The organism is Demequina ureilytica, from assembly GCF_048553575.1.
In the GTDB taxonomy this organism is placed as follows: domain Bacteria; phylum Actinomycetota; class Actinomycetes; order Actinomycetales; family Demequinaceae; genus Demequina.
On record NZ_JBLZIE010000001.1, the window covers coordinates 325,552 to 347,597 of the forward strand.

The 22,046-nt window shown below is 69.2% G+C and carries 18 protein-coding genes and 1 tRNA gene; 13 read left to right on the plus strand and 6 right to left on the minus strand.

Annotated features, from left to right (window positions below; all coding sequences use genetic code 11):
• Window positions 1-33 precede the first annotated feature (33 nt).
• Window positions 34-903 (plus strand): 5'/3'-nucleotidase SurE, encoded by an 870-nt coding sequence (surE, locus tag ACNI3K_RS01395; RefSeq protein ID WP_419390071.1) that lies wholly within the window; start codon window positions 34-36, stop codon window positions 901-903.
• Between the two features lie 12 nt (window positions 904-915).
• Here surE and ACNI3K_RS01400 read toward each other — a convergent pair whose 3' ends face one another.
• Window positions 916-1,197 carry a hypothetical protein gene (locus tag ACNI3K_RS01400; protein WP_419390072.1) on the minus strand — a complete coding sequence of 94 codons (282 nt, stop codon included), beginning with the start codon at window positions 1,195-1,197 and terminating at the stop codon, window positions 916-918.
• 116 nt (window positions 1,198-1,313) lie between these two features.
• On the opposite strand from ACNI3K_RS01400, the gene ACNI3K_RS01405 reads away from it, so the two are divergent.
• The 6 genes from ACNI3K_RS01405 (at window position 1,314) to ACNI3K_RS01430 (ending at window position 8,887) form a co-directional block, all read left to right on the plus strand.
• On the plus strand, window positions 1,314-2,330 hold the full coding sequence (locus ACNI3K_RS01405) for a phosphotransferase (RefSeq protein ID WP_419390073.1): 1,017 nt from the start codon (window positions 1,314-1,316) through the stop codon (window positions 2,328-2,330).
• Window positions 2,331-2,342: 12 nt separating this feature from the next.
• Window positions 2,343-2,415, plus strand: a tRNA-Lys gene (locus ACNI3K_RS01410).
• A gap of 55 nt (window positions 2,416-2,470) precedes the next feature.
• Window positions 2,471-3,028: a VanZ family protein gene (locus tag ACNI3K_RS01415; protein WP_419390074.1), complete on the plus strand. Its 558-nt coding sequence runs from the start codon at window positions 2,471-2,473 to the stop codon at window positions 3,026-3,028.
• Window positions 3,029-3,138: 110 nt separating this feature from the next.
• Window positions 3,139-4,479: an ATP-grasp domain-containing protein gene (locus tag ACNI3K_RS01420; RefSeq protein ID WP_419390075.1), complete on the plus strand. Its 1,341-nt coding sequence runs from the start codon at window positions 3,139-3,141 to the stop codon at window positions 4,477-4,479.
• A 12-nt stretch (window positions 4,480-4,491) separates the two neighbouring features.
• On the plus strand, window positions 4,492-6,519 hold the full coding sequence (locus ACNI3K_RS01425) for a CocE/NonD family hydrolase (protein WP_419390076.1): 2,028 nt from the start codon (window positions 4,492-4,494) through the stop codon (window positions 6,517-6,519).
• A gap of 442 nt (window positions 6,520-6,961) precedes the next feature.
• Window positions 6,962-8,887, plus strand: a complete 1,926-nt coding sequence (locus tag ACNI3K_RS01430) for an S-layer homology domain-containing protein (protein WP_419390077.1) — start codon at window positions 6,962-6,964, stop codon at window positions 8,885-8,887.
• Between the two features lie 39 nt (window positions 8,888-8,926).
• On the opposite strand, the gene ACNI3K_RS01435 is transcribed toward ACNI3K_RS01430, so the two are convergent.
• From ACNI3K_RS01435 to ACNI3K_RS01445, 3 genes are all read right to left on the minus strand, one after another.
• Window positions 8,927-11,077, minus strand: coding sequence for a putative bifunctional diguanylate cyclase/phosphodiesterase (locus tag ACNI3K_RS01435; RefSeq protein WP_419390078.1), 2,151 nt, complete (start codon window positions 11,075-11,077; stop codon window positions 8,927-8,929).
• 154 nt (window positions 11,078-11,231) lie between these two features.
• On the minus strand, window positions 11,232-11,402 hold the full coding sequence (locus ACNI3K_RS01440) for a hypothetical protein (RefSeq protein WP_419390079.1): 171 nt from the start codon (window positions 11,400-11,402) through the stop codon (window positions 11,232-11,234).
• Window positions 11,403-11,461: 59 nt separating this feature from the next.
• Window positions 11,462-13,261: a cytochrome c biogenesis protein CcdA gene (locus ACNI3K_RS01445; RefSeq protein ID WP_419390080.1), complete on the minus strand. Its 1,800-nt coding sequence runs from the start codon at window positions 13,259-13,261 to the stop codon at window positions 11,462-11,464.
• 208 nt (window positions 13,262-13,469) lie between these two features.
• Here ACNI3K_RS01445 and ACNI3K_RS01450 point away from each other — a divergent pair, with 208 nt between their 5' ends.
• The 5 genes from ACNI3K_RS01450 (at window position 13,470) to ACNI3K_RS01470 (ending at window position 17,894) form a co-directional block, all read left to right on the plus strand.
• Complete coding sequence (locus ACNI3K_RS01450) at window positions 13,470-14,159, plus strand: fasciclin domain-containing protein (RefSeq protein ID WP_419390081.1); 690 nt, start codon at window positions 13,470-13,472, stop codon at window positions 14,157-14,159.
• A gap of 187 nt (window positions 14,160-14,346) precedes the next feature.
• Window positions 14,347-14,712 (plus strand): VOC family protein, encoded by a 366-nt coding sequence (locus ACNI3K_RS01455; protein ID WP_419390082.1) that lies wholly within the window; start codon window positions 14,347-14,349, stop codon window positions 14,710-14,712.
• 91 nt (window positions 14,713-14,803) lie between these two features.
• On the plus strand, window positions 14,804-16,195 hold the full coding sequence (locus ACNI3K_RS01460) for an MFS transporter (protein WP_419390083.1): 1,392 nt from the start codon (window positions 14,804-14,806) through the stop codon (window positions 16,193-16,195).
• 62 nt (window positions 16,196-16,257) lie between these two features.
• A complete protein-coding gene (locus ACNI3K_RS01465; protein WP_419390084.1) occupies window positions 16,258-17,106 on the plus strand; it encodes an aldo/keto reductase in 849 nt (282 codons plus the stop codon).
• 53 nt (window positions 17,107-17,159) lie between these two features.
• The gene (locus ACNI3K_RS01470; protein WP_419390085.1) at window positions 17,160-17,894 is read left to right on the plus strand and encodes a hypothetical protein; all 735 of its coding nucleotides are present in this window, start codon (window positions 17,160-17,162) and stop codon (window positions 17,892-17,894) included.
• An 84-nt stretch (window positions 17,895-17,978) separates the two neighbouring features.
• Here the strand turns inward: ACNI3K_RS01470 and ACNI3K_RS01475 are convergent, their stop codons facing one another.
• Together ACNI3K_RS01475 and ACNI3K_RS01480 are read right to left on the minus strand one after the other, a co-directional pair.
• A complete protein-coding gene (locus ACNI3K_RS01475; RefSeq protein ID WP_419390086.1) occupies window positions 17,979-18,764 on the minus strand; it encodes a siderophore-interacting protein in 786 nt (261 codons plus the stop codon).
• 168 nt (window positions 18,765-18,932) lie between these two features.
• The gene (locus ACNI3K_RS01480) at window positions 18,933-19,487 is read right to left on the minus strand and encodes a TetR/AcrR family transcriptional regulator (RefSeq protein ID WP_419390087.1); all 555 of its coding nucleotides are present in this window, start codon (window positions 19,485-19,487) and stop codon (window positions 18,933-18,935) included.
• Between the two features lie 115 nt (window positions 19,488-19,602).
• Here ACNI3K_RS01480 and ACNI3K_RS01485 point away from each other — a divergent pair, with 115 nt between their 5' ends.
• The gene (locus tag ACNI3K_RS01485) at window positions 19,603-22,029 is read left to right on the plus strand and encodes a glycoside hydrolase family 3 C-terminal domain-containing protein (RefSeq protein WP_419390088.1); all 2,427 of its coding nucleotides are present in this window, start codon (window positions 19,603-19,605) and stop codon (window positions 22,027-22,029) included.
• The last annotated feature ends 17 nt before the right edge of the window (window positions 22,030-22,046 follow it).

Genomic DNA, 22,046 nt, shown 5'->3' on the forward strand with positions numbered 1-22,046 from the left:
AAGGACACAGCGACACGGGAGGGATACAGTGACATGCATGTGCTGGTGACGAACGACGACGGCATCGACTCATATGGGTTGACCGTGCTGGCCCACGCGGCCCTGGCTGCCGGGCACGAGGTCTCCGTGGTGGCCCCGCACCGCCAGTACTCGGGGGCCAGCGCATCGCTCACCGCGACGGAGGCGGATGGGCATCTCGTGTTCGTCGACGCCCGCCCGCCAGGCCTGGACGAGTCGGTGCGCGCCACCGGCGTGAAGGCCGCGCCCGGTCTCATCGGGTTCGTCGCCAGCTCCGGGGCGTTCGGCTTCGTCCCCGATCTGGTGATGTCGGGGGTCAACCTCGGGGCCAACACCGGGCGGGCGGTGCTGCACTCGGGAACGGTGGGTGCCGCGCTCGCGGCGGCCTCCCACGGCGTGAAGGGCATGGCGGTATCGATCGCCTCCGCCGAGCCTCAGCACTGGGACACCGCGCGCGCCGTCGTCGACCACGCGCTCGCGTGGACCTCTGAGCACGATGTCGGCGACCGCGTACTGAACGTCAACGTGCCCGACACGCCAATCGAGCGACTGCGCGGAATACGCTCGGCCGAACTCGCCACCTTCGGTGCCGTCCAGGCCCGGGTCAAGGAGGAAGGCGTCGGCTACGTGCAACTGACCTACTCAGGCGTGGAGGCGACGATCGAGCCAAATTCGGATCACCACCTGCTCACGCGAGGTTGGGCGACGTGGACGCTTGTCCGCGCCCCGATCGCTGACTCCGGAGACCTGGTGCTGCCGCGCATCGACATGGCCAAGGAGTCCGGGAGTTCGCTGGACGTCTCCGCCGGCACCGTCATGTCGACGGGCGAGGACGCCGGTGCGGGCGAACTCAGCGACGACGGCGAAGACGGCGCGAAGCCGTAGGGCTGAGGCTCCTCAGCCCTTGCCTTCCCACCCCGAGTGGTTCATGCCCTGACTGCGCTGTTCCTTCTGGATCCGCGAGTCGGGCGGCTGCTTCGCCTCGGGGTTCTGGTTGCCGCCCTTGGCGATCCGCCCCTTCGCGGAGACGGGCTCCTTCGGCGGTGACTGCAGATCAGGGCCTCCGGCCTGCGGCGGGCGGTGGCTCGCGGCGTTGTCCACGGCGACAGGCTTGTCCTGGTCCGTCTCGCTCGCGTCGTCCCGCGGCTTGTCCTGGTCGTGGTGCTTGTCATCGGTCATGATGTGCTCCCTTCCTTGGATTGCCTCTTGCGTCCGTAACGCATGACGGCGCGCGATCCATCCATGGGGGTGCGGGCGCCGTTGCCTTGCGCTGCAACGGTGCTAGCGTCGCGAACATGAGCAAGGCCAACGCGACGGGCGCCTCCACCATCACGGACGGCCCCCTGGACACCGGCCCGCCCGCCGCGCACCCCTCGATCTCTCGCGACACGGTGCGTGCGCTGCTCGCAACTCAGATGCCCCACCTCGCTGACCACCCAGTGGGAGAGCGGTTCGACGGCTGGGACATGGCGATGTACCGGCTGGGAGACGCGCTCGCCGTGCGTCTGCCGCGGGTCGAGCCCGCTGTCGCGTCGCTTGCGCGCGAGACCCGCTGGACCGCGGCGCTCGGGCACGAGTGGTCGTTCGCCTACCCGCATGTGGTGAGCAGCGGCGTCCCGGGCGAGGGCTTTCCTTGGCCCTGGGCAGTGGTCACCTGGGTGCCGGGCACGACGGCCGATGCGGCCCCTCTGGACGCGGCGGCCGGCGACACGGTAGGGCGAGCGATCGCGGAGATCCACGGTGTCAGCTCGACGCCTGCGGCCGATGCGCGGGCAGGGTCCGCGGGACAGTCCGGCAGACCGTCTGTCGAGCAGGCGTGGTTCAACCCCGAGCAGTCCCTTACCCTGGCTGACCGCAGCCCCGAGGTGATGTGGGCGCTGGGGCAGGTCGAGGCCGGCGACGGCGGACCGTCGGGAGAGCGCGTGGAAGCGGGCGCCGCGCGAGCGATGTGGGAGGCCGCGCTGGACGCTCCTGGACCCGACGTGCAGGTGTGGTCGCACGCGGACCTGCACGGGTCGAATCTGCTGGGCGACCACGGCGACTTCGCCGGCATCATCGACTGGGGCAAGATCGCGCGCGGGGACCGGGCCGTCGACCTGGCGTTCCTCTACACGGCGATGCCCCGCACCGGCGTCGACAGCGCCGTGTCCGCGTACCGCGCGGCCACCGGCGTGGACGATGCGGGTCTCGAGGCCCGCCTGCTCGGCATCGCGCTTCACAAGTGCCTCCTGTGGGCGACGCTCGACCGGCCGCTGAACGTCGCGATGGCGTGGCGGGGGCTGCGCGAGCTCGGGGTCGTCTCATCCGCGTAGGATTCTTTGACGGGGCCTCTAGCTCAGTTGGTAGAGCAGCGGACTTTTAATCCGTAGGTCGTGGGTTCGAGCCCCACGGGGCCCACTGCGCCGCGCTCGGCGAGCGCGACTGGTCCCGAGCCCGAGGAAGGATGCCGCAGATGATCGGCGACGAGCTCGTGTCCGCCATCAGCTTCGGAGCCTTCGGGACCTTGGCTCTGGTCGCTGCAGGGCTGATCGGCGCGCGGCGGGGACGCGCCACCCGGTACGTGCTGTGGACCGCGCTCATCCTGTGTCTCTTCGTGATCGCGGTGGTCACCCTCGGCTCCACCGTGACCTCGCAGTTCCAGGGAGACCGCCGCCTGAACCTCGTACCGTTCCAGGAGATCGACCGGGGGCTTGGGGCGCGCGGTTCCGGGGCGTGGGACAACCTCGTCGGCAACATCGCACTGTTCCTGCCCTTCGGCTTCGTTACCGCGTGCCTGGTGAGGGGCGGCTTCCTCATTCGGGTGGCGGCTACGTTCATCTCCGGGTTCGTGCTGTCGCTGTCGATCGAGATATCGCAGTACGTCCTCGGTCGCGTGGCCGATGTCGACGACGTGCTGCTCAACAGCGCTGGCGCGCTCGCCGGGGGACTCCTCGGCGCTCTCCTCTCCGTGATCGTGCTCAGCACCCGAAGAGGCGTCCCCTCGGGCCATGTGCGGTCACGCAGGTCCTAGTTCGACCTGAACTCTCAGAGATCTCGGCCTACCATCGAAGTCGAGGGTCGCCTGAGGAAGCACGCGCGTACCAGGAGCACCGTGGTCATGAGTGCTCGGGAAGGGGACTCATGAGCAAGAACATCTTCGTGGTGGGGCTGGACGAGGAGAATCTGTCGGTGTTGCGCCGCGTTCCCGGCGCCGAGGACTACCGGTTCCACCAGCTCCTCACCGTCGAGGATCTCCAGGAGGACACCGTCTCGGTGCCCGCGCTCATCGCCAGGGCGGAGCGCCAGCTCGACGAGTTCGACGGGGAGATCGACGCCATCGTCGGGTACTGGGACTTTCCCAGCACGCTCATGGTCCCGATCCTGTGCGAACGGCACGGTCTCCGGTCCGCCCCGATGGAGGCCGTCGTCAAGTGCGAGCACAAGTACTGGAGTCGCCTCATCCAGCGCAGCGCCATCGATGAGCACCCCGCTTTCGGCCTCCTCGACCTGGAGGATGACGACCCCGTGCTGCCCTCGGGCATGTCGTACCCGGTGTGGATCAAGCCGATCGAGTCCTACTCATCCGAGGGAGCGCACTACATCGACGGCGAGGAGCGCCTGCGCGAGGCGCTCGAGAGCGAGCGCGAGACGGTCGACCGGCTCTCGGGTCCCTTCCGTGCTCTGCTCGACCGCTTCGATTTCCCCGAGGAGATCGTCTCCGTCACTGATCGGATGTGCCTGGTGGAGGAGGCCGCCACCGGCTATCAGATGACAGTCGAAGGCTTCTGCAAGGACGGCGAGGCGGTCACGTACGGGGTCGTCGACTCGATCACCTACGAGCAGGCACCGAGTTTTCTGCGCTATCAGTACCCGGCCACTCGCATCGACCAAGCCACCCAGGACCACATGTGCGACGTCGCACGTCGCGTGATGGTGGCGGTGGGTCTCGACAACAGCACGTTCAACATCGAGTTCTTCTGGGATCCAGACACGGAGACGCTCGCTCTTCTCGAGATCAACGCGCGGCACTCGCAGTCGCACGCCCTCATGTTCGAGCATGTGGACGGCGTTGCCAATCACGCCTACATGCTTGATCTCGCACTGGGCCGTCGTCCTACGCCTCGCACCGGGAACGGGCGGTACGGGGTCGCCGCGAAATGGTTCGTGCGCAGCTTCACCGACGGCGTGGTCGCGAGAACGCCCACAGATGCGGAGATCGCCGCCTGCGAGCGAGAGATCGACGGTGTGCGCGTGCACGTGACCGTGGACGAGGGCGAGCGCCTGTCAGCCGGCTTTGGTGAGGACAGCTACAGCTACGTGCTCGCCGAGATCTTCATCGGCGCAGCGGACGAACGCGATCTCACAAACAAGTACTCGCGCTGCCTGGACGCACTGCCTTTCGAGATCGACGAGGTGAGCGATCCCGAAACGCTGGACACGATGGGCCCTGAACACGACACCGACGAGCAGGGCCACGCCTGAGGGAGGAGCGCAATGCGAATAGTCACCCAATTGCCGTTCGCCGTTGAGCAGCTCGAGCACGTATGGATCCCGATGACCGACGGCACCCGCCTCGCGGCGCGCGTGTGGAGACCGAGCAATGCCGAGCGCGAGCCCGTCCCGGGGATCGTCGAGATGATCCCCTATCGCCAGCGCGACCTCACCGCACAGCGGGACTCGATCCATCACCCCTACTTCGCCGGGCACGGCTACGCCTGCGTACGTGTGGACCTGCGCGGCAGCGGGAACTCCGAGGGCGTGCTCACCGACGAGTACCTCGATCAGGAGTTCGAGGACGCTGAGGACGTCCTCTCGTGGCTCGCCGAACAGCCCTGGTGCAACGGGCGCACCGGCATGATGGGCATCTCGTGGGGAGGGTTCAACGCACTCCAGGTGGCCGCACGGCGACCGCCGAGTCTCGGCGCCATCATCACCGCGTGCTCCTCCGACGACCGCTACTCGGACGACGTCCACTACATGGGTGGCTGCCTGCTCACCGACAACCTCTCCTGGGCGTCGACCATGTTCGCCTACAACTCGTGTCCCCCTGACCCGGCGATCGTCGGCGAGCACTGGCGCGACATGTGGCTCGAGCGGCTCGAGCACAGCGGCCTGTGGCTCGAGGAGTGGCTCCGTCACCAGCGCCGCGACGACTACTGGACACGCGGATCGGTGAGCGTGGACTACAGCGCCATCGAATGCCCCGTGTTTGCGGTCAGCGGCTGGGCCGACGGCTACTCCAACTCGGTGTTTCGCCTGCTCGAAAGCCTCGACGCTCCGACCCGGGGCCTGATCGGGCCGTGGAGCCACAAGTACCCGCACCTGGGCCAGCCCGGCCCCGCCATCGGCTTTCTGCAGGAGGCAGTGGGCTGGTGGGACCGCTGGTTAAAGGACGAGGAGGACAACGGCGCGATGGACGGCCCCGCGCTGAGCATCTGGATGCAGGACGCGGTGCGACCCGCGACGACGTATGAGGAGCGCCCCGGCCGCTGGGTGGGCGAGCCGAGCTGGCCCAGCCCACATATCGAGCGCACGCGGTACCCGCTCGGGCGCCACCGCATCTGCGCCCCCGACACCGATCCTGTCAGCCCCGAGCTGACGGTGCAGTCCCCCCTGTCCGTGGGACAGTTCGCCGGCAAGTGGTGCTCCTACAACGCGCCGCCCGACATGCCGTACGACCAGCGGGAGGAGGACGGCGGAGCGCTGGTGTTCGACAGCGAGCCACTCGAGGAGCGGCTCGAGGCGCTGGGGGCTCCCGTCGCCGAGCTGGCCCTGTCCGCGGACAAGCCGGTCGCGATGGTCGCCTTGCGATTGTCCGACGTCGCGCCAGATGGCAAGGCCACGCGCGTGAGCTATGGCGTGTGCAACCTGAACCACTACGAAGGTTCAGACGCTCCGCAGATGCTGGAACCAGGCGAGCTGGTGACGGTGAAGGTCCAGCTCAACGGCATGGCGCAGTCGTTTCCTCCCGGCCATCGGCTGCGGCTGTCGCTGTCCTCGTCGTACTGGCCGGTGGTGTGGCCTTCGCCGGAGCCCGCGCGCCTCACGGTTCACCCCAACGAGAGCTCTCTGGTGCTCCCTGTGCGTCCCACCCGCATCGACGACGAGTTCCCTCCGCCCACCTTCGCGGAGCCGGAAGGTGCAGCACCCATCACGGTGCGCCAGATCGTGCCCGGCGAGCACGACTGGCACGTGAGCCGGAACCTCGTGACCATGGAGGGGACGCTGGACGTCGTCAAGGACCTCGGCAAGGTGCACTTCGAGGACATCGACCTCATGGTGACCCGGCGCGCGGACGAGAGATACACGTTCGAGGGAAGCGATGCGAACTCCGTCCGCGGTCGCACCGACTGGCTGATGGGATTCGAGCGCGACGAGTGGAGCGTGCGCGCGCAGACTCGCACGGTGCTCACGTCGACTCCGACCGAGTTCCATGTCCGGGCCGAACTCGACGGCTTCGAGGGAGACGAGCGCGTGTTCGCCAAGAATTGGAGCACCCGCATCCCTCGCGACTTCATCTGAAAAGCCTGGAAGCACGAGCGCCATGTGAGGCCGGGCCACCGAAGTCGATCGCAGCGACCTGGCCACGCTGCCGGACCCGACGGTTGCCCTCCCCACTCAGGCATCCTCGTCACCCAGTGATACATCTCACAGCGCGACGGCCCTCGTACTGTTGCGGTGAACGACGGGGGTCTCGACACCGCCATGACTTTGGAAGCCCCATTGATCCTCCTGGTAGAAGCCCTTAGGGGGCTCGTCGCGCCGGCAGTTGCCGCCGCCCGCTGATCTGGCCACCCGGCGGCAGCGCCCCCCACTCGGTCCGCACGTCCCCGTTTCCCCCGAAACGGCCGCATAGTGCCGGTACCGTTTGCGACACGCCGCTTCCTGACGCCCCAGGAGCGCTCGGCATAGAGAGGTACAGGGGCCCGTGCATCTGCCTAGCCTGCGAGCCATCCCAGCATCGATGACTGGCCGCCGCCCCTTCCCCGGCCGTGTTGCCGCCGCAGCCGTGACCATCGCTGCCGCGACCGCCCTGGCCGCTCCCGCCGAGGGTGCCGGCTCGGCCAACAGCGTCGACGGGGTGCTCATCACCGTCGCCCACGCGCAGGGGGACGACGTCTTCGCCGACGAGGGGCACGCCAGCGACCAGGACGTCATCGTCACTGACGACGGTGTGCTGGTCCCCGTCGAGCTGCCCGCAGGCGTCGAAGTGGAGGCCGGCTCGCAGGTCGAGGCGACAGCCACGGCGGGATCTGTGGACGTGATCACCTCGTTCGAGCAGGACGCCGCGGACCCCGCTGGAGCGCCCAGCGGCGAGGAGGGCGAGGAGCAGGACGAGGTCCAGCTCGAGACCGTGACGGTCGTGGCGCAGGCGCCAGTCGCCAAGGACGGCGCGTCGCACCGGGCCTACGTCGTGACCGTGGACGACAACGCGACCGAGACGGACGTCCCTGTCGCCGAGGCTGTCGATGCCACGGGACTAGCGCTCGACTACTGGATGGACGAGACCGACGGCGCCATCGGCGACTTCACTATTGCCGATTCGCGGACCTTCACGCCCGGATCGCGGTGCCCGGCATACCTCACGCTGTGGAACCAGGCCATGGGGCTCTACCCCGACGTCGACTTCTTTGCCGGCACGGATCATCTGATCGTGTACACCCCTGACGACTGCACCTACGAGTACGCCGGCATCGCCTCCGTGGGCGGACGGCTGGACGGCGGCGTCGTCCACATCGCGGCGAATGAGCACCCCACGATCGTCCACGAGATCGGCCACAACCTGTCGCTGATGCACTCGAACCTGCAGTACCTGAAGGACGGACGCTGGAAGGCGCACGAGTACTTCGGGCTCTTCGGCCCGATGGCTGGCTCCGTCGGCGCAGACTTCGCACCCGGAGCGGTCGGCGCCTCACAGCGATACTTCTTGGGACTGCCCGGAGCGCGCGACAGCACCGAACACATGCTGATCGAGATGGGGATGGGCGACACTCGCACCATCACGCTCGCCCCCGTCTATGCCGACTCAGGCACTACCGCCGTGCGTCTCCTCGATTCCGCCACGGGCGAGACGTTCTTCGTCGAGTACCGCGCCGGTGGAGGCAAGGACGCCGGCACCTTCTACCAGTCGACCTCGAGCATCCGGCTCGACGGCGGACAGGTGCGCTTCGGCCCCGGCGTCGTCGTCTCCCAGCATGGGCACGACGGGGCCGTGTCGGTGCTGACCTCGCTGACGGCGACCAACCGGTGGGACGCCGTTCAGCGCGCAGGCACGACGCTCGTCGACGATCTCGACCGCTTCTCCATCGCTGGGGGCGCGACCACGACCGAAGCCGTCAAGGTGACCATCACCACCGGCGGCCCGAACCCGTCTCCGTTCGGCGAGGAGATCGACTGGCTGCGGGACAACGGCATCACGAGCAACTGGGCCGATGGCACCTTCCGTCCTCGCGCCAACGTCACTCGCGACGCGATGGCGGCGTTCCTCTACCGCCTGGCCGGCGAGCCCGCCGTGACCCTGCCACGCCGATCCCCCTTCACCGACGTCACTCCCACCAACACCGAGTTCTACGAGGAGATCGTGTGGGCGCACCAACAAGGCATCACCAGCGGCTGGGCCCGCGGCGGCGGCTTCGAGTTCCGGCCCGAATCGCGCATCACCCGTGACGCCATGGCGGCGTTCCTGTACCGATATGCCGGAGCGACGGCGACTGCGACCGGCGAAGCGTCATTCAAGGATGTGAGCCGCACGTCAAGCGAGTTCTACGACGAGATCACCTGGATGGCGAACGCTGGAATCTCGACCGGCTGGAAGGACGGCACCTTCCGCCCGCTGGATCACGTCACCCGCGAGGCAATGGCGGCGTTCCTCTACCGACTGGCCGCCTGAGACTCCCGCGCGGCCGCTACGCCCGGAGGCCCACCACTGCTACGACAGGTCCGCCGACCACGCGACGTCCTCGGGCTCGACCGGGCGCTGCAGGAGGTATCCGCTCGCGGTATCGCACCCCGAGTCGATGACACGCCTCAGCTCGTCGGGCGTCTCGACGCCCTCCGCCGTCACGCGCGCTCCTAGGGCATGCCCGAGCGCCACGATGCCTTGCAGGACGGACTCGCGGCGGGGCGACGCTTCGCCAGACACGAAGCCCCGATCGATCTTGACCAGGTCGACCGGCATGCGAGCGAGCCGGGCAAGAGACGAGTAACCCGTGCCGAAGTCGTCGACCGCGAGACCCACGCCCATCCCGTGGATGGCCTGCAGCTCCTCCACGAACCGATGCTCATCCACCAGGCTCGACTCGGTGATCTCGACGCCGAATCGCTCGGGGGGGAGTCCCAGGTCTGCCAACACCGCGCCGATGCGGTCGGCGAGGCCAGTCGCCCCCAGCTGCCGTGGCGAGACGTTCACCCACACCCGCACCTGCTGGGTCGAGGCCCAGCGCGCGGCTTGGGACGCCGCGAGCGCGAGCACCGAATCGCCCAGCACCTGGATGAGCCCTGACTCCTCTGCCACAGGAATGAAGGCCGCAGGCGAGATGGGGCCGCGCTCTGCATCCGTCCACCGGGCCAAGGCCTCGACATCGACGGCACGGCCGGTGCGCAGGTCGAAGGCCGCCTGATACCGGGCGCTCAGGCCACCGGATGCCAGGGCGGTTCGCAAGCGCTGCTCAAGATCGACGCGCTCGACGGCTTGAGCGTGCAGCGCGTCATCGAACCATGCCGCCCGGTCGCGTCCTCCGCCCTTGGCCCGGTACAGGGCGGCGTCGGCGTCGCGCAGCAGTCGCCCGAAGTCCGCTCGCCCGTCGGGGATCGTGGCCAGCCCGATGCTGGCCGTGACGAGCAGCGAGTTGCCGTCCACCTCCACCGGCTGCCGCGCCATGTCGAGGATTCGCGTGGCGATCAGCTCGGCGTCCGCCGCCGCGTCTCCCGGGAGAATGATCGCGAACTCATCACCCCCCAGGCGCGCCAGCAGCGCCGTGGGTCCGGCGGTCGCACGAAGGCGCTCGGCGAATGCCCGGAGGACGGCGTCTCCCGCCACATGTCCCAGCGTGTCGTTGACAAGCTTGAAATTGTCGAGGTCGGCGAGCAGCAGGCAGGCCCGTCCGGAGTCCACCCTGAGCTCGCCTCGCAGCGCCTCGGCCAGGCCGGAGCGGTTGAGCAGGCCGGTGAGGTCATCCGACGCCGCCCGCAGCGCCAGCTCCGCACGTGCCCGCTCGGCGGCAGCGCGGGCCGCCTCGGCTTCCTCACGGGCGGAGCTCTCGGCCTCCAGCAGGCGCTCGCGCTCGGCCGCCACGGCGTAGCGATCACCCACGTCGAGGAAGTACACGGCCAGACCACCGCCGTCGAGCGGGTAGGCCCGCACCTCGCACCTCAGGTCCGTCCCCAGGTAGTGACCCTCGAACGTCACGGCCTGGCCGGTGTGCACCGCGTGCTCGTAATGGTGCTGGAACTCCGTGCCTCGAGCTGCCGGGAAGGACTCCCACAAACCCTCGCCGAGCACATCGGCGCGATCCACGCCGAGCAGCCGCTCGGCCTGTCGGTTGAAGAACGTGATGCGCCAGTCTGTGTCCACCGAGAAGTACGCGTCGCTGATGGAGTCGAGCATCTCCATCACGAAGCCGGCGTGCTCCCGCTCGCGCGAGGCCGCCTGCAGCTCCGCGTCGACGTCGGAGGCGTCTTCAAAGAGAACGTAACTCCACGGCTCGCCATCGTGCAGGAAGATCGCCGATGCGAGGTCGGCCGTGAACACCGAGCCGTCGCCCCGCACCAGGCGGAGCCTGCCGCGGAACGCCCCGTGCTGGGCGCGGGTCTCCACCGCAGCACCCCACCGGTCGTCCGTCGGGTCCGCCAGGCCGGCACGGCCGAGCGCTTGAATCTCGGCGTCGTCTCGCTGCAGCAACCGGCACGCGGCGGGGTTGGCCGCGACGATGTCCCCGTCCGGCCTGGTGAAGAGGACACCCAGCGTGGAGTGCTCAAACGGGGCTAGACGCGCGGCGGCCTCCGTGGCGGACGCCTTGCGGGCAGCGGCGTCAGCGCAGTCGCCGGGCGTTGTCAGCCTCGCGCCCGACGAACTATTCATGGTGGACCCCACTGTAGGGCCAGCAAGGGGCACGCGCCCGCGTCCTGTGACAATCCCCACGAACGCGTGCCGGGCGCGCCCTCCCGCATGCAGCAGACCCGGGGGTCCGGGCCGCTTGAAGCGGCCCGGACCCCCGGGTCTGACGACAGGTGAACTATCTCGTGGCGGACCCTCGTGAGCGCTTGTTCTTGACCCACCAGTACACCGCGGTGGCGGCGAAGAGGATGAGGCCGATAAACGCGAGCCACAGCAGCGCCTCGACGACGAAGCCGACGACGGCGAGCAGGAGCCACAGCACGAGCAGGGCGATGATGAGTGTCTTCATGCCCGGGTCAACGTGGTCGCCGACGGGCACATTCCCTGCGTGGTCCCGTCCACGCGCTGTCACCCAAACGTGAAGGAGTAGGCCTGCACCCCCTCCGACAGCTCGACGTCGAGCACGTGCTGCCCGTCGTCCACGCCTTCCGCGAGCGCGTACGAGCGTGGGGTTCCGTCCACTTCGATCACCCGCGCCTCGCCGTCATCCAGCGTCACCGTGACCGCGCCGGAACCGGCCAGGACCATCCGCACCTCGGTGGCATGGAAGTCCAACCTGACCCGCGCATCGGCCGATGCGGGGGTGGCGTACTGCGTCTCCAGCACCCAGTCTCCGGCAAGGGTGAACGAGTCATCGGGCTGGGCCGCTGGGAACGCGTACGTCCCCTCGCCAGGCGCGTACCGGCCCTCGCCGCCGTAGTTGACGTCCTTCGAGGTCCCCAGGAAGGTCTCCCGGGTGGTCGAACCCGCGTCCGGAGTCACGTCCTGAACGTCGGTATCGCCGGGCAGCTCGACATCGGGGTCCGCGTCCCGCAGCAGCTCGCGGATCAGCCCCTCGGTCGCCTCGTAGTTGCCCTCGCCGAAGGCGATGTGACGGACGGTGCCCTCGGCGTCGATCAGGTAGTGGGCGGGCCAGTAGCGGTTCCGGTAGTTGGTCCAGGTCGACAGGTTGTTGTCGAGCGCCACGGGGTAGGTGATGCCAAAGTCCTCGGCCCCGGCGCGCACGTTGCCCGCGTCCTTCTCGAAGGCGTACTCCGGAGAGTGCACGCCGATCACGTTCAGCCCCAGGTCCCCGTAGGCCTCGTTCCACGCGACGGTGTGGGGGATCGAGCGCTGGCAGTTGATGCACGAGTAGGCCCAGAAGTCGATGAGCACCAGCTGGCCGCGCAGCTCATCGAGTTCGATCCCCTCGCCGCCGGGAGTGTTCAGCCACCGCTCGATGCCCCTGATGCTGGGCGCGGTGCCGCAGCTCTCGAGCTCGGTCGCGCCGTTGGTGCACTGGTCGAGGTCCTTGTTCTCCTCCGTGACCAGTCCGCCCAGGTCGAGAGCGCGCCGTGCAGACTCGTTGTCGGTGAGGTCGCTCTGGATCCCGGCGGTGTAGTCGGGCACGAGTCGCTGCAACGTCTGCGGAAGGTTCACGGCCAGGCCGGCGGCGAGGGCGATCATGGCCACGCCGGCGGCGATCCGCAGGCCGCGCTCACGACGACGGAACGCCTTGACCCGCTCCGCCACCCGGCGGCCCGCGAGCGCGAAGAACAGCAACGGGCCCGCGACGCCGATGGCAAAGGCGATGGTCAGCAGGACGGTGCCCCAGCCGATCTGCCCTGTCGAACCAGCGACGATGATCGCGGCGAGCACCGGTCCGGCGCACGGGACGAAGACGGCGCCGAGCGCTAGCCCCACGCCGAACCCGCCGCGGTTGTTCTCCACACGCCGCTGCGGCACCCACGTGAAGGCCCGCTCCAGCACGTGTGCGAAACGGGGAACGATGAGCCCCACGCCGATCGCCACCAGCACGGCCATCGCGACCCACCGGATGATGTCCTGCGGCAGGTTCAGCGCACCAAGAATCAGCGAGCCGACCAGCGTGACGAGCGTGAAGCTCGTCACCAGCCCCGCGATCACCAAGAACGGGCGCCAGCGCGAGACCGAGCCGACTTTCCGCTCGGCCGGCCGGGCTTTGACCGCCGTGGTGCCGGTGCGCGCCACGCCCCCGGGGCCGATGGCATCGATCCGGGGGATGGTCGAGCCCTGAGTCCGCGCGGACTGCGCGCCTCCCGTCAGGAAGATGACCGGCAGCACCGGCAAAATGCACGGCGATATGCCGGTGATGAGACCGCCCAGCAGTCCGATGATCACGAGTTCCATGTCCGTGCCTCTCGAGTTGTTGCGGTGGGTTCGCTCGGCACGGGGTCACGGATTGGGCGGCCGATGCGGCCGTCGGATTTCTCGACACGCACCAATCCGCCGGGTCGAGCCAGGCGAACCCCGGTCATCGCCGCAACAGCGGCGGGCGCCCCACCCGGGACGCCTCACTCACGGCCCGGACGCTCGGGCTCACTTTTCGGAGGTAGTCATGCTCACCAGCAAGACGAAGTTCTCGACGGGCCTCGCACTCGCGGTTGCCAGCACGTTCGCCCTGTCCGCCTGTTCCGCATCCGACGACGAGGCGATGGACCCGGCCATGTCGGAAAGCCCCACAATGACCGAGGAGTCCCCCACCCCGGCGATGTCAGAGGACGCGATGGACGACGACGCCATGGCGATGGACCCCGCAGCGAATCTCGTGGGCCCGGCCTGCATGGCCTACGCAGAAGAGGTGCCCGATGGCGCCGGCTCGATCCAGGGCATGTCCCAGGACCCGGTCGCGGTCGCCGCTTCCAACAACCCGATGCTCACCACCCTCGTGTCCGCAGTGAGCGGCGAGCTCAATCCCGACGTGAACCTGGTCGACACCCTCAACGGTGACGAGTTCACCGTCTTCGCACCGGTCGACGATGCCTTCGCGAAGATCGACGAGGAGACCATTGGTGTGCTCCAGGAGGACGCCGACCTGCTGAGCTCGATCCTCACCTACCACGTGGTCCCCGGCCAGATCGAGCCGATGGACATCGCCGGCACCCACACGACCGTGAACGGCGCCGACGTCGAGGTCACGGGCGAAGGCGACGACTTCGCCATCAACGGCGAGTCCGCCGTGCTGTGCGGCGGCGTCCAGACCGCCAACGCCACCGTCTACCTGGTCGACACGGTGCTGATGCCGTAGTCCTCGTCACAGACCTCTCTCCCTGAGGCGCGGCCGTCGACACCCCCGGGTGTCGGCGGCCGTTGTGGCGTCCAGGCCCGACATGCCCCTCCGGTTGCCAGGCGCGCGAAGCGGGGCGACACTCGTGCCGTGGACGGCGCGCCATCCAGGTGCCCGCGATCTCGGTGGCCCAAGACGAGGAGGCGCCATGGCGCACGGCGACATCACCCACATCGACATCCCGGTCTCCAACATGGAAGCCGCGACGGAGTTCTACGGCACGCTGTTCGGTTGGCAGATCTCGGAGCCGCCGGGCTTCGAGGGCTATCCGATGTGGAGCACCCCCAACGGGGTCGGGAGCGGGGGCCTCGCGCCACGGTCCGAGGACTTCACCCAGCCGCGCTCGTACATCGAGGTGGATTCGATCGAGGTCACTCTCGCGCTCATCATCAAGCACGGCGGCACGGTCCTGGTCGAGAAGTCGGAGATCGACGAGACGAGCTGGTGGGCCGCCTTCGCAGACCCGGACGGCAACGCCGTGGGGCTCTACGAGGGCGTCACCAACATGGACTGACCCGAACCCAGGCCCGACCAGGCCGTGGGTCCCTGGCACCACCGGAGGCTGGGACACTAGCGTGAAGCCTGCCAACACTCCAGGAGCACGCATGAGCCAGCCCGCCACCACCCGCGGCTCGCTCACCCCTCGCACCGCCTGGATCATCTTCGCGGCTGCTGCCTTCATCTACTTCGTGGCGGTCGTGCAGCGCACCGCGCTCGGCGTGGCGGGGGTCGAGGCGCTCGACCGGTTCGGCGTCGAGGCGCTCGGGCTGTCCGCCCTGTCCGTGGTGCAGATCACCGTCTACGCCTCGTTGCAGCTGCCCGCTGGCGCGCTACTGGACCGGTTGGGGCCCAAGCGCATGCTGCTCGCGGGCTCGCTGATCATGGGCCTCGGGCAGTTGCTGCTGGCCTTCACCGATCAGCTGGGCTGGGCGCTCGCGGCCCGCGTGCTGATCGGCGCGGGCGACGCGCCCGTGTTCATCGCCGCCACGCGCCTGGTGTCCGAGTGGTTCCCGCCCCGGCGCGCGCCGCTCATGGTGCAGGTCACGGGCACGCTCGGACAGGTGGGCCAGCTGGCGAGCGCGATCCCCGTCGCGTGGCTGCTGCACCAGCAGGGCTGGACCACCACCTTCGCCACGCTCGCGGCCCTGGGTCTGCTCGCTGGCGCCATGTCGCTGTGGCAGGTGCGGATGCCACCCGAGAACCACGCTCACCATCCCGTGCCCTCCGCAACCGGCGCCTCAGGCGAGGTGGCGCCTGCCTCGCCCGCGCATCGGCCGCATGAAGGCGACTCCCCCGCTGAGCCCGTGGCGCTGCGCATGCGCGATGCGATCCGTCCCTCCGGCGTCAAGCTCGGGTTCTGGACCCACTGGACCGGGCTGTTCTCCGCCAACACCGTTGCGCTGCTGTGGGGCGTGCCGTTCTTCGTGCAGGGACAGGGGCTCACGACGGCGCAGGCGAGCGGCCTGCTCACGCTGCTGGTGATGACCAACATCGCCGCCGCGCCCGTGATCGGCACGCTTACCGCGCGCCATCCGCTGCGCAGGTCGTGGCTGATCCTCGGCGGCGCGACCGCGATCGCCGTCACATGGGCGGCAATCCTGCTGCCGTCGAACCCCCGGCCCTTGTGGCAGCTCGCGGGGCTCATCGTCGTGCTGGGCCTCGGCGGCCCGGTTGCGCTCGTGGGCATGGACTACGCACGCACGTTCGGCATCCGCGGCCGGCTCGGCACCGCGACCGGGTTCGTCAACATCGGTGGGTTCGCGGCGACCGTGGTCTCCGTCGCCCTGATCGGCGCCGCCCTGCAGATCGTCTCCCCCGGCACCTCCGACTATTCGCTCGACGACTACCGGATCGCGCTCGCAACCATGGCAGTGCCCTGGACCATCGGGGTCGCGGGCATCCTCCACTCTCGCCGACGCACCCGCGCACAGATGGCCGATGCGGGCGTCACCGTTCCGCCGCTGCGCAAGGCCTTGCGAGAGGGCAGGCGGCTCTAGCCGCACCCGCGCTCGGTCTTGCCGGACGGGCCCGAGGCACGGATCGGGCGTAGCGTGGAGGTATGACGATTCCCACCCGCACCCTCAACGACGGCAACGAGATCCCCGCGATCGGCTTCGGGACCTACCCCCTCAAGGGGGACGAGGGCTACCAGGCCGTCCGCTCCGCTCTCGACCACGGCTACCGACTGCTGGACAGCGCGGTCAACTACCAGAACGAGGCGGAGGTGGGGCGCGCCGCCCGCGACTGGCTCGAGGACAACGGCGTGGACCGCGATGAGCTGACGATCCAGACCAAGCTCCCCGGCCGCCACCACGACTACCACTTGGCGATCGCCTCGGTCGAGGAGTCCCTCGAGCGGCTCGGGCTGCAGCGCATCGACGTGCTGCTGATCCACTGGCCGAATCCCATCACCAACAAGTACCGCGACGCGTGGCGGGCGCTGGTGGATCTGCGCGCCAGCGGCGTGGTCCGCACGATCGGCGTGTCCAACTTCACCGCCCAACACCTCGCGGACATCGTCGAATCGAGCGGGGAGACGCCCGCGATCAACCAGATCGAGCTGCACCCGTACTTCATCCAGGAGCAGATGCGCGCCGAGCACCACCAGCGCGGCATCCTCACGCAGTCCTGGAGCCCGCTCGGAAAAGCCAATGCGCCGTTCGCCGAGCGTCCGGTGGGAGACGCCGCCAAGGCCCACGACGTCACTCCAGCCCAGGTGATCCTGCGCTGGCAGGTGCAACTGGGCAACGTGCCGCTGCCCAAGTCCGGGACGCCCGAGCGCCAAGCGGAGAACCTGGACGTGTTCAGCTTCGAGTTGTCGGAGGCCGAGATGTCCGCGATCTCGGGGCTTACCCGCGAGGACGGGCGGCTGTTCGGCGGCGACCCGAACACTCACGAGGAGATGTAAGGCGCGCAGACAAACGACGGCGCGCGACACGAGCCCCACCCCAAGGAGGAACGATGATGCGCTCACTGTCCGCAATGGGAATCACCGCGTTGGCCTTGCTGGTGGCCGGGTGCGACGCTTCGGGAGATCAGTCACCCACCGCGACTCCCGACCCCACCGCCGTGGAGACGACTACGGCGACCGCCACAGCCACTACCAGTGCAGAGGCATCGCCTTCGCCGAGCCCCACCCTGGATCCCCACCCCCCTGTCGAGGAGTTGGTGGCGACGCCGGACGGACTCGGGCCGCTCGCCATCGGTGAACCCCCCGAGGGCAATCCTGGCGAGCAGATGATCAGCTTCGACGAGGACTACTGCGCCGGAGGCCCCGGCGGCGCAGAGGGAGCTGACCCCGGGCGATGGGTCGCGGAGTACGACGACGTGACCGGCTTCTACGACAGCACCACAGCGCCCTTCACCCTCGCCGTGGATGACGACGAGGGAGTGTGGCGCATCGACATCTTCGCCACCGAGATCGCGAGCGAGGCGGGGATCTCGATCGGGTCCACGCTCGCGGAGCTTGAGGACGCACACCCTGACCTTGAGTCAGGCTCCAGCGGCGGGGTGTCCGACGTGTGGTGGATCGAGGGCGACGAGGGCTACCTCGTGTTCGAGACCCAGGGCGAGGAGTCTGGTCTTCAGCCCGAGGGCACCCCTCCCACGGTGATACTGATGCGCGTGCTAGACGACGAGTCCGACCCGGACTTCGCGACGGCCAACAGCGACGACGTCGCGGGCGGCTGCCTCTAGAGTCGCGGCGGCCCGTGCACACCGACCGGATCAACTGAGCGCTAGCGCGACCGGCACACGGCCGCGGGGCGTCCGCGGCTCAGTTCATCCGGCCGGTCGGTCGGAAGGGCCGGCGGGACCGTCCTGCTCGGCCTCCATCTGGGCCACGAACTCCGCCTTGCTCGACTGCCAGCCGTCCTCGTTCATGCCGGTACGCCAGTAGCCGGAGATGGACACGCGCCCCTTCGGGACGCCGAGGTCGCGGAACAGGTGGCGCCGCAGGGGCTTGATCATGTCCGCGTTGCCATGCACGAACGCCTCGACGTCGCCGTTGGGCCACTCGCAGGATTCCACGGCATAGGTCAATGCCTCGCCGTACGCCGTGCCCAGTTCGTCGCGGTGGATCCAGGTCACCTCGGTGCGGTCGGTCACCGGCAGCGCCTGCCTCTCGGCGGCCGATGCGACCTCCAGGAATACGCGCGCCACCGCCTCGGCGGGCAGGGCGTCAAGCGCAGCGGCGATCGCGGGCAGCGCGGACTCGTCCCCGACGAGCACGTGGGCGTCAGCATCGGGACGCGGGGCCCACTTGCCTCCGGGCCCCACGAAGTGGAGTTCGTCCCCCGGCTGCGCGCGCGCCGCCCACGGGCCCGCGATCCCCTCGTCGCCGTGGATCACGAAGTCGATCGCCATCTCGAGCGCCTCGCGGTCGAACCATCGGATCGTGTAGGTGCGCTTGACGTCGTCGAACCTGAGTTTGACGTAGTGGTCGGTGAGCTCGAGCGGGGGCATGTCGGCGAGGTCCGGGCCGCCGACGACCACTCGCACCATCGACGGCGACAGGCGCTCGGTGCGGACCACTCGAGCCGTGCGCAACGTCTTCTTGTCTGCCATCTAGTCATCGTAGGCACGCTGGGCATGCCGACGAGCCGGATCAACTGAGCCGGCCCGGGGGTGCTAGACGGCGCCCGGCGCGTGCCCACTCAGTTGGTCCGGTCCGTGAGTGGATCCAACGGCCGGGATGGCCAGCGGCCGATGCGCGGGCCGGGCCCGTGCGCGCGCTCAGTGGGCCGGGTGCGGGCCGAGCAGACCATCGGCCGTGGCGCGCCACTGGCCCAGGAGGTCGAAGCCCTCGGGGTCGCGCAGAAAGTGCGCCTGCAACCCATCCATGGCGGCGAACACTCGTCGCGCTCTTCCGGCGTCCTCATCGCCGAGCAGGTCGGCGAGCCACCACGCCACAGCGTCTGCGCGCTCTCGAAAGTACTCGTGGCCGGGATGCGCGGGGTCGAGCGCATCCGCGCCCACCATCACGAACAGTTGCGCTGCGCGTGGCCGGGCCGCAATGTTGGCGACGATTGCGTCCAAGACGGCCCGCGCATCGGCCCCCGGCGCGAGCGCCGAGAACTCTGCGCTGTCGCGCTCGTCGCGCCGCCGGACCAGCGCGACCAGCAGCGTGGGCATGTTCGGAAAGTAGTGCATGAGTCCCGGCGCGGACATCCCGCACCGGCGCGCGAGAGCGGCCATGGTGAGGCCCCGGTGGCCGTCGGCGTCGATGATCGCGAGCGCGGTGTCGAGGATCTGCTCGCGGCGCACCTCGGGAGCGAGTCGCTGCGCCATACAGCCACCTCCCGTGCTTGTCCGGGCACCCGACGAGCACCTAGGATGGACTTTATCTAATGCTGTTAGATAAGGGTAACGACCTCGCGGCGATGTCGCCGCAGAAGGAGCGATCATGACCGCCGCCAGCACCTCTCCCGCCCAGTCGCGCGGAGTCACGGCCCAGGCCGCCAGCATCATTGCGGCGCTCCCGCGCGCGGAGAAGATCCGGCTCGTGTCCGGCGCGGATTTCTGGAACACCGAAGCGGCCGAGGGCCAGGGCGTCTCCGCCTTCATGCTGACGGACGGGCCGCACGGCCTGCGCAAGCAGAACGGCTCCGGAGACCACGCCGGGCTCCACGACTCGGTACCGGCCACATGCTTCCCCACCGCGTCGGCCCTCGGGTCCACCTGGGACGTGCCGCTGCTGGAAGAGGTGGGCGCCGCGCTCGGCCGCGAGTCGCGCACCGAGGAGGTGGGCGTGCTGCTCGGCCCCGGTCTCAACATCAAGCGCCACCCCGCCGGCGGGCGCAACTTCGAGTACCTCTCGGAGGACCCGCTGTTGTCCGGACGCATGGCTGCGGCGCTCGTGCGCGGCATCCAGTCCGAAGGTGTGGGTGCGTGCCTCAAGCACTTCGCCGCGAACAACCAAGAGTCCGACCGCATGCGGATCGACACCCTCGTCGACGAGCGCGCCCTGCGAGAGATCTACCTCACGGGCTTCGAGATCGCGGTGCGCGAGGCCGAGCCGTGGACCGTGATGTGCGCGTACAACCTCATCAACGGCGAGCACGCGGGCGAGTCCCACAAGCTGCTGACCGAGGTGCTGCGCGACGAGTGGGGATTCGACGGGCTGGTGATGACCGACTGGTTCGCCACGTTCGACCGCCCCGCCGGAATCCGCGCGGGGCTCGACCTCGAGATGCCGTCAAGCTCGGGGGCGTGGGACGGGCGCATCGAGGCCGCGATCGAGGCGGGCGAGCTCTCAGAGGCAGACCTCGACGTCGCATGCGGGCGCGTGGTGACGCTCGCCCTCAAGGTCGCCGCCGAACGCGCCTCGCGGCTGCCGGCCGACCCCGTCGCCATGCACGACGACCATCACGACCTGGCGCGCCGCGTCGCCGCGGCCGCCGCGACGCTGCTCACGAACGACGGCACGCTGCCATTGGCACCGCGCGGGCGGATCGCGCTCATCGGCGCCTTCGCAGAGACCCCGCGCCACCAAGGCGGCGGCAGCTCGCTCGTCAACTCGACTCGGATGGACACCGCGCTGGCGGCGATGCGTACACGCCTGGGCGACGACGGCGAGGTCGTGTACGCGCCCGGCTACGACGCCGCGACGGGTGAGGCGAGCGACGCCCAGATTGCGGAGGCCCTCGCCGCAGCTGAGGGCGCCGAGGCCGTGGTGCTGATGGTCGGGCTGCCCACCTCCTTCGAATCCGAGGGCTACGACCGCGACCACCTTGACCTGCCCTCCTCTCACGAGCGGCTCATTCAAGCCGTCACCGCGCGACATGACCGTGTGGTTGTTGCCCTGTCCCACGGCGCGCCCGTGCACATGCCGTGGGCCGACGCTCCGGAGGCCATCGTGACCGGGCACCTGGGCGGCCAGGCCGCCGGCAGCGCCATCGTCGACGTGCTGTTCGGAGACGCGGAGCCCGGCGGCCGCCTCGCCGAGTCCTATCCCGTGCAAGCGAAGGACCTGCCCTCGGATCACCACTTCGCGAGCGCACCCACGCAGGTGCAGTACCGCGAGGGCATCTACGTGGGATATCGGTTCCACGACACCTTCGGGGTGCCCGCGAGGTTCCCTTTCGGGCACGGCCTCAGCTACACGACATTCGAGATCGGCGACACCAAGCTCACCGGCCGCGGCACCTCGCGCACCGTGACCGTGCCGGTCACGAACACCAGCGGGCGCGCGGGTTCGACAGTCGTGCAGGTCTACGTGCACGACCCGGTCTCGACCCTCCATCGGCCGGCCCAGGAGCTCAAAGGCTTCGCGAAGGTATGGCTCGAGCCAGGCGAGACCGCTCAGGCCGCCATCGCACTGGACGCGCGCTCCTTCGCCGTGTACGACGTCGACGCTTCCGCGTGGAAGGTCGAGGCCGGCGAGTACGAACTGCGCATCGGGCTCTCGTCGACCCGGATCGTCGCGACCAAGACGGTCCGCATCTCGTCCGACGACGTGATCGCGCCCGCTGCCGCCCCAGCATCGGCCATCGCCGCGGACAAGGAGTTCGCCGGGATGCTGGGCCGACCGATCCCCGCGCCGCGGCCGCTGTTCCCGTTCCACTATGACTCCACGATCGGCGACCTGACATCGACCTGGCTGGGTCGCAGGTTCGGGGGTGTGCTCCGCGCAGCCATGGCGAAGGCGATGCCCACGGACGGCGACATGCCCGACGAGGTGCGCGAGACCATGACCTCGTTCGTCGTCAACATGCCACTGCGGGCGCTGCCGGCGATGTCCGAGGACCGGCTCACCTTCGCGTCCCTCGACCGCCTGATCAGGCTGCTCAACTCCACGGCGCTGTCCTCCCGGCGCGCGGCACGGAAGTGAGAGGCGCGCTTATGCTC

Coding starts and splice junctions, on each gene's coding strand:
- ACNI3K_RS01475 (WP_419390086.1), bottom strand. CDS start 18,764: ATGGCAGACAAGAAGACGTTGCGCACGGCTCGAGTGGTCCGCACCGAG.
- ACNI3K_RS01420 (WP_419390075.1), top strand. CDS start 3,139: ATGAGCAAGAACATCTTCGTGGTGGGGCTGGACGAGGAGAATCTGTCG.
- ACNI3K_RS01400 (WP_419390072.1), bottom strand. CDS start 1,197: ATGACCGATGACAAGCACCACGACCAGGACAAGCCGCGGGACGACGCG.
- ACNI3K_RS01480 (WP_419390087.1), bottom strand. CDS start 19,487: ATGGCGCAGCGACTCGCTCCCGAGGTGCGCCGCGAGCAGATCCTCGAC.
- ACNI3K_RS01465 (WP_419390084.1), top strand. CDS start 16,258: ATGACGATTCCCACCCGCACCCTCAACGACGGCAACGAGATCCCCGCG.
- ACNI3K_RS01415 (WP_419390074.1), top strand. CDS start 2,471: ATGATCGGCGACGAGCTCGTGTCCGCCATCAGCTTCGGAGCCTTCGGG.
- ACNI3K_RS01405 (WP_419390073.1), top strand. CDS start 1,314: ATGAGCAAGGCCAACGCGACGGGCGCCTCCACCATCACGGACGGCCCC.
- ACNI3K_RS01435 (WP_419390078.1), bottom strand. CDS start 11,077: ATGAATAGTTCGTCGGGCGCGAGGCTGACAACGCCCGGCGACTGCGCT.
- surE (WP_419390071.1), top strand. CDS start 34: ATGCATGTGCTGGTGACGAACGACGACGGCATCGACTCATATGGGTTG.
- ACNI3K_RS01460 (WP_419390083.1), top strand. CDS start 14,804: ATGAGCCAGCCCGCCACCACCCGCGGCTCGCTCACCCCTCGCACCGCC.
- ACNI3K_RS01440 (WP_419390079.1), bottom strand. CDS start 11,402: ATGAAGACACTCATCATCGCCCTGCTCGTGCTGTGGCTCCTGCTCGCC.
- ACNI3K_RS01455 (WP_419390082.1), top strand. CDS start 14,347: ATGGCGCACGGCGACATCACCCACATCGACATCCCGGTCTCCAACATG.
- ACNI3K_RS01450 (WP_419390081.1), top strand. CDS start 13,470: ATGCTCACCAGCAAGACGAAGTTCTCGACGGGCCTCGCACTCGCGGTT.
- ACNI3K_RS01470 (WP_419390085.1), top strand. CDS start 17,160: ATGATGCGCTCACTGTCCGCAATGGGAATCACCGCGTTGGCCTTGCTG.
- ACNI3K_RS01430 (WP_419390077.1), top strand. CDS start 6,962: ATGACTGGCCGCCGCCCCTTCCCCGGCCGTGTTGCCGCCGCAGCCGTG.
- ACNI3K_RS01425 (WP_419390076.1), top strand. CDS start 4,492: ATGCGAATAGTCACCCAATTGCCGTTCGCCGTTGAGCAGCTCGAGCAC.
- ACNI3K_RS01485 (WP_419390088.1), top strand. CDS start 19,603: ATGACCGCCGCCAGCACCTCTCCCGCCCAGTCGCGCGGAGTCACGGCC.
- ACNI3K_RS01445 (WP_419390080.1), bottom strand. CDS start 13,261: ATGGAACTCGTGATCATCGGACTGCTGGGCGGTCTCATCACCGGCATA.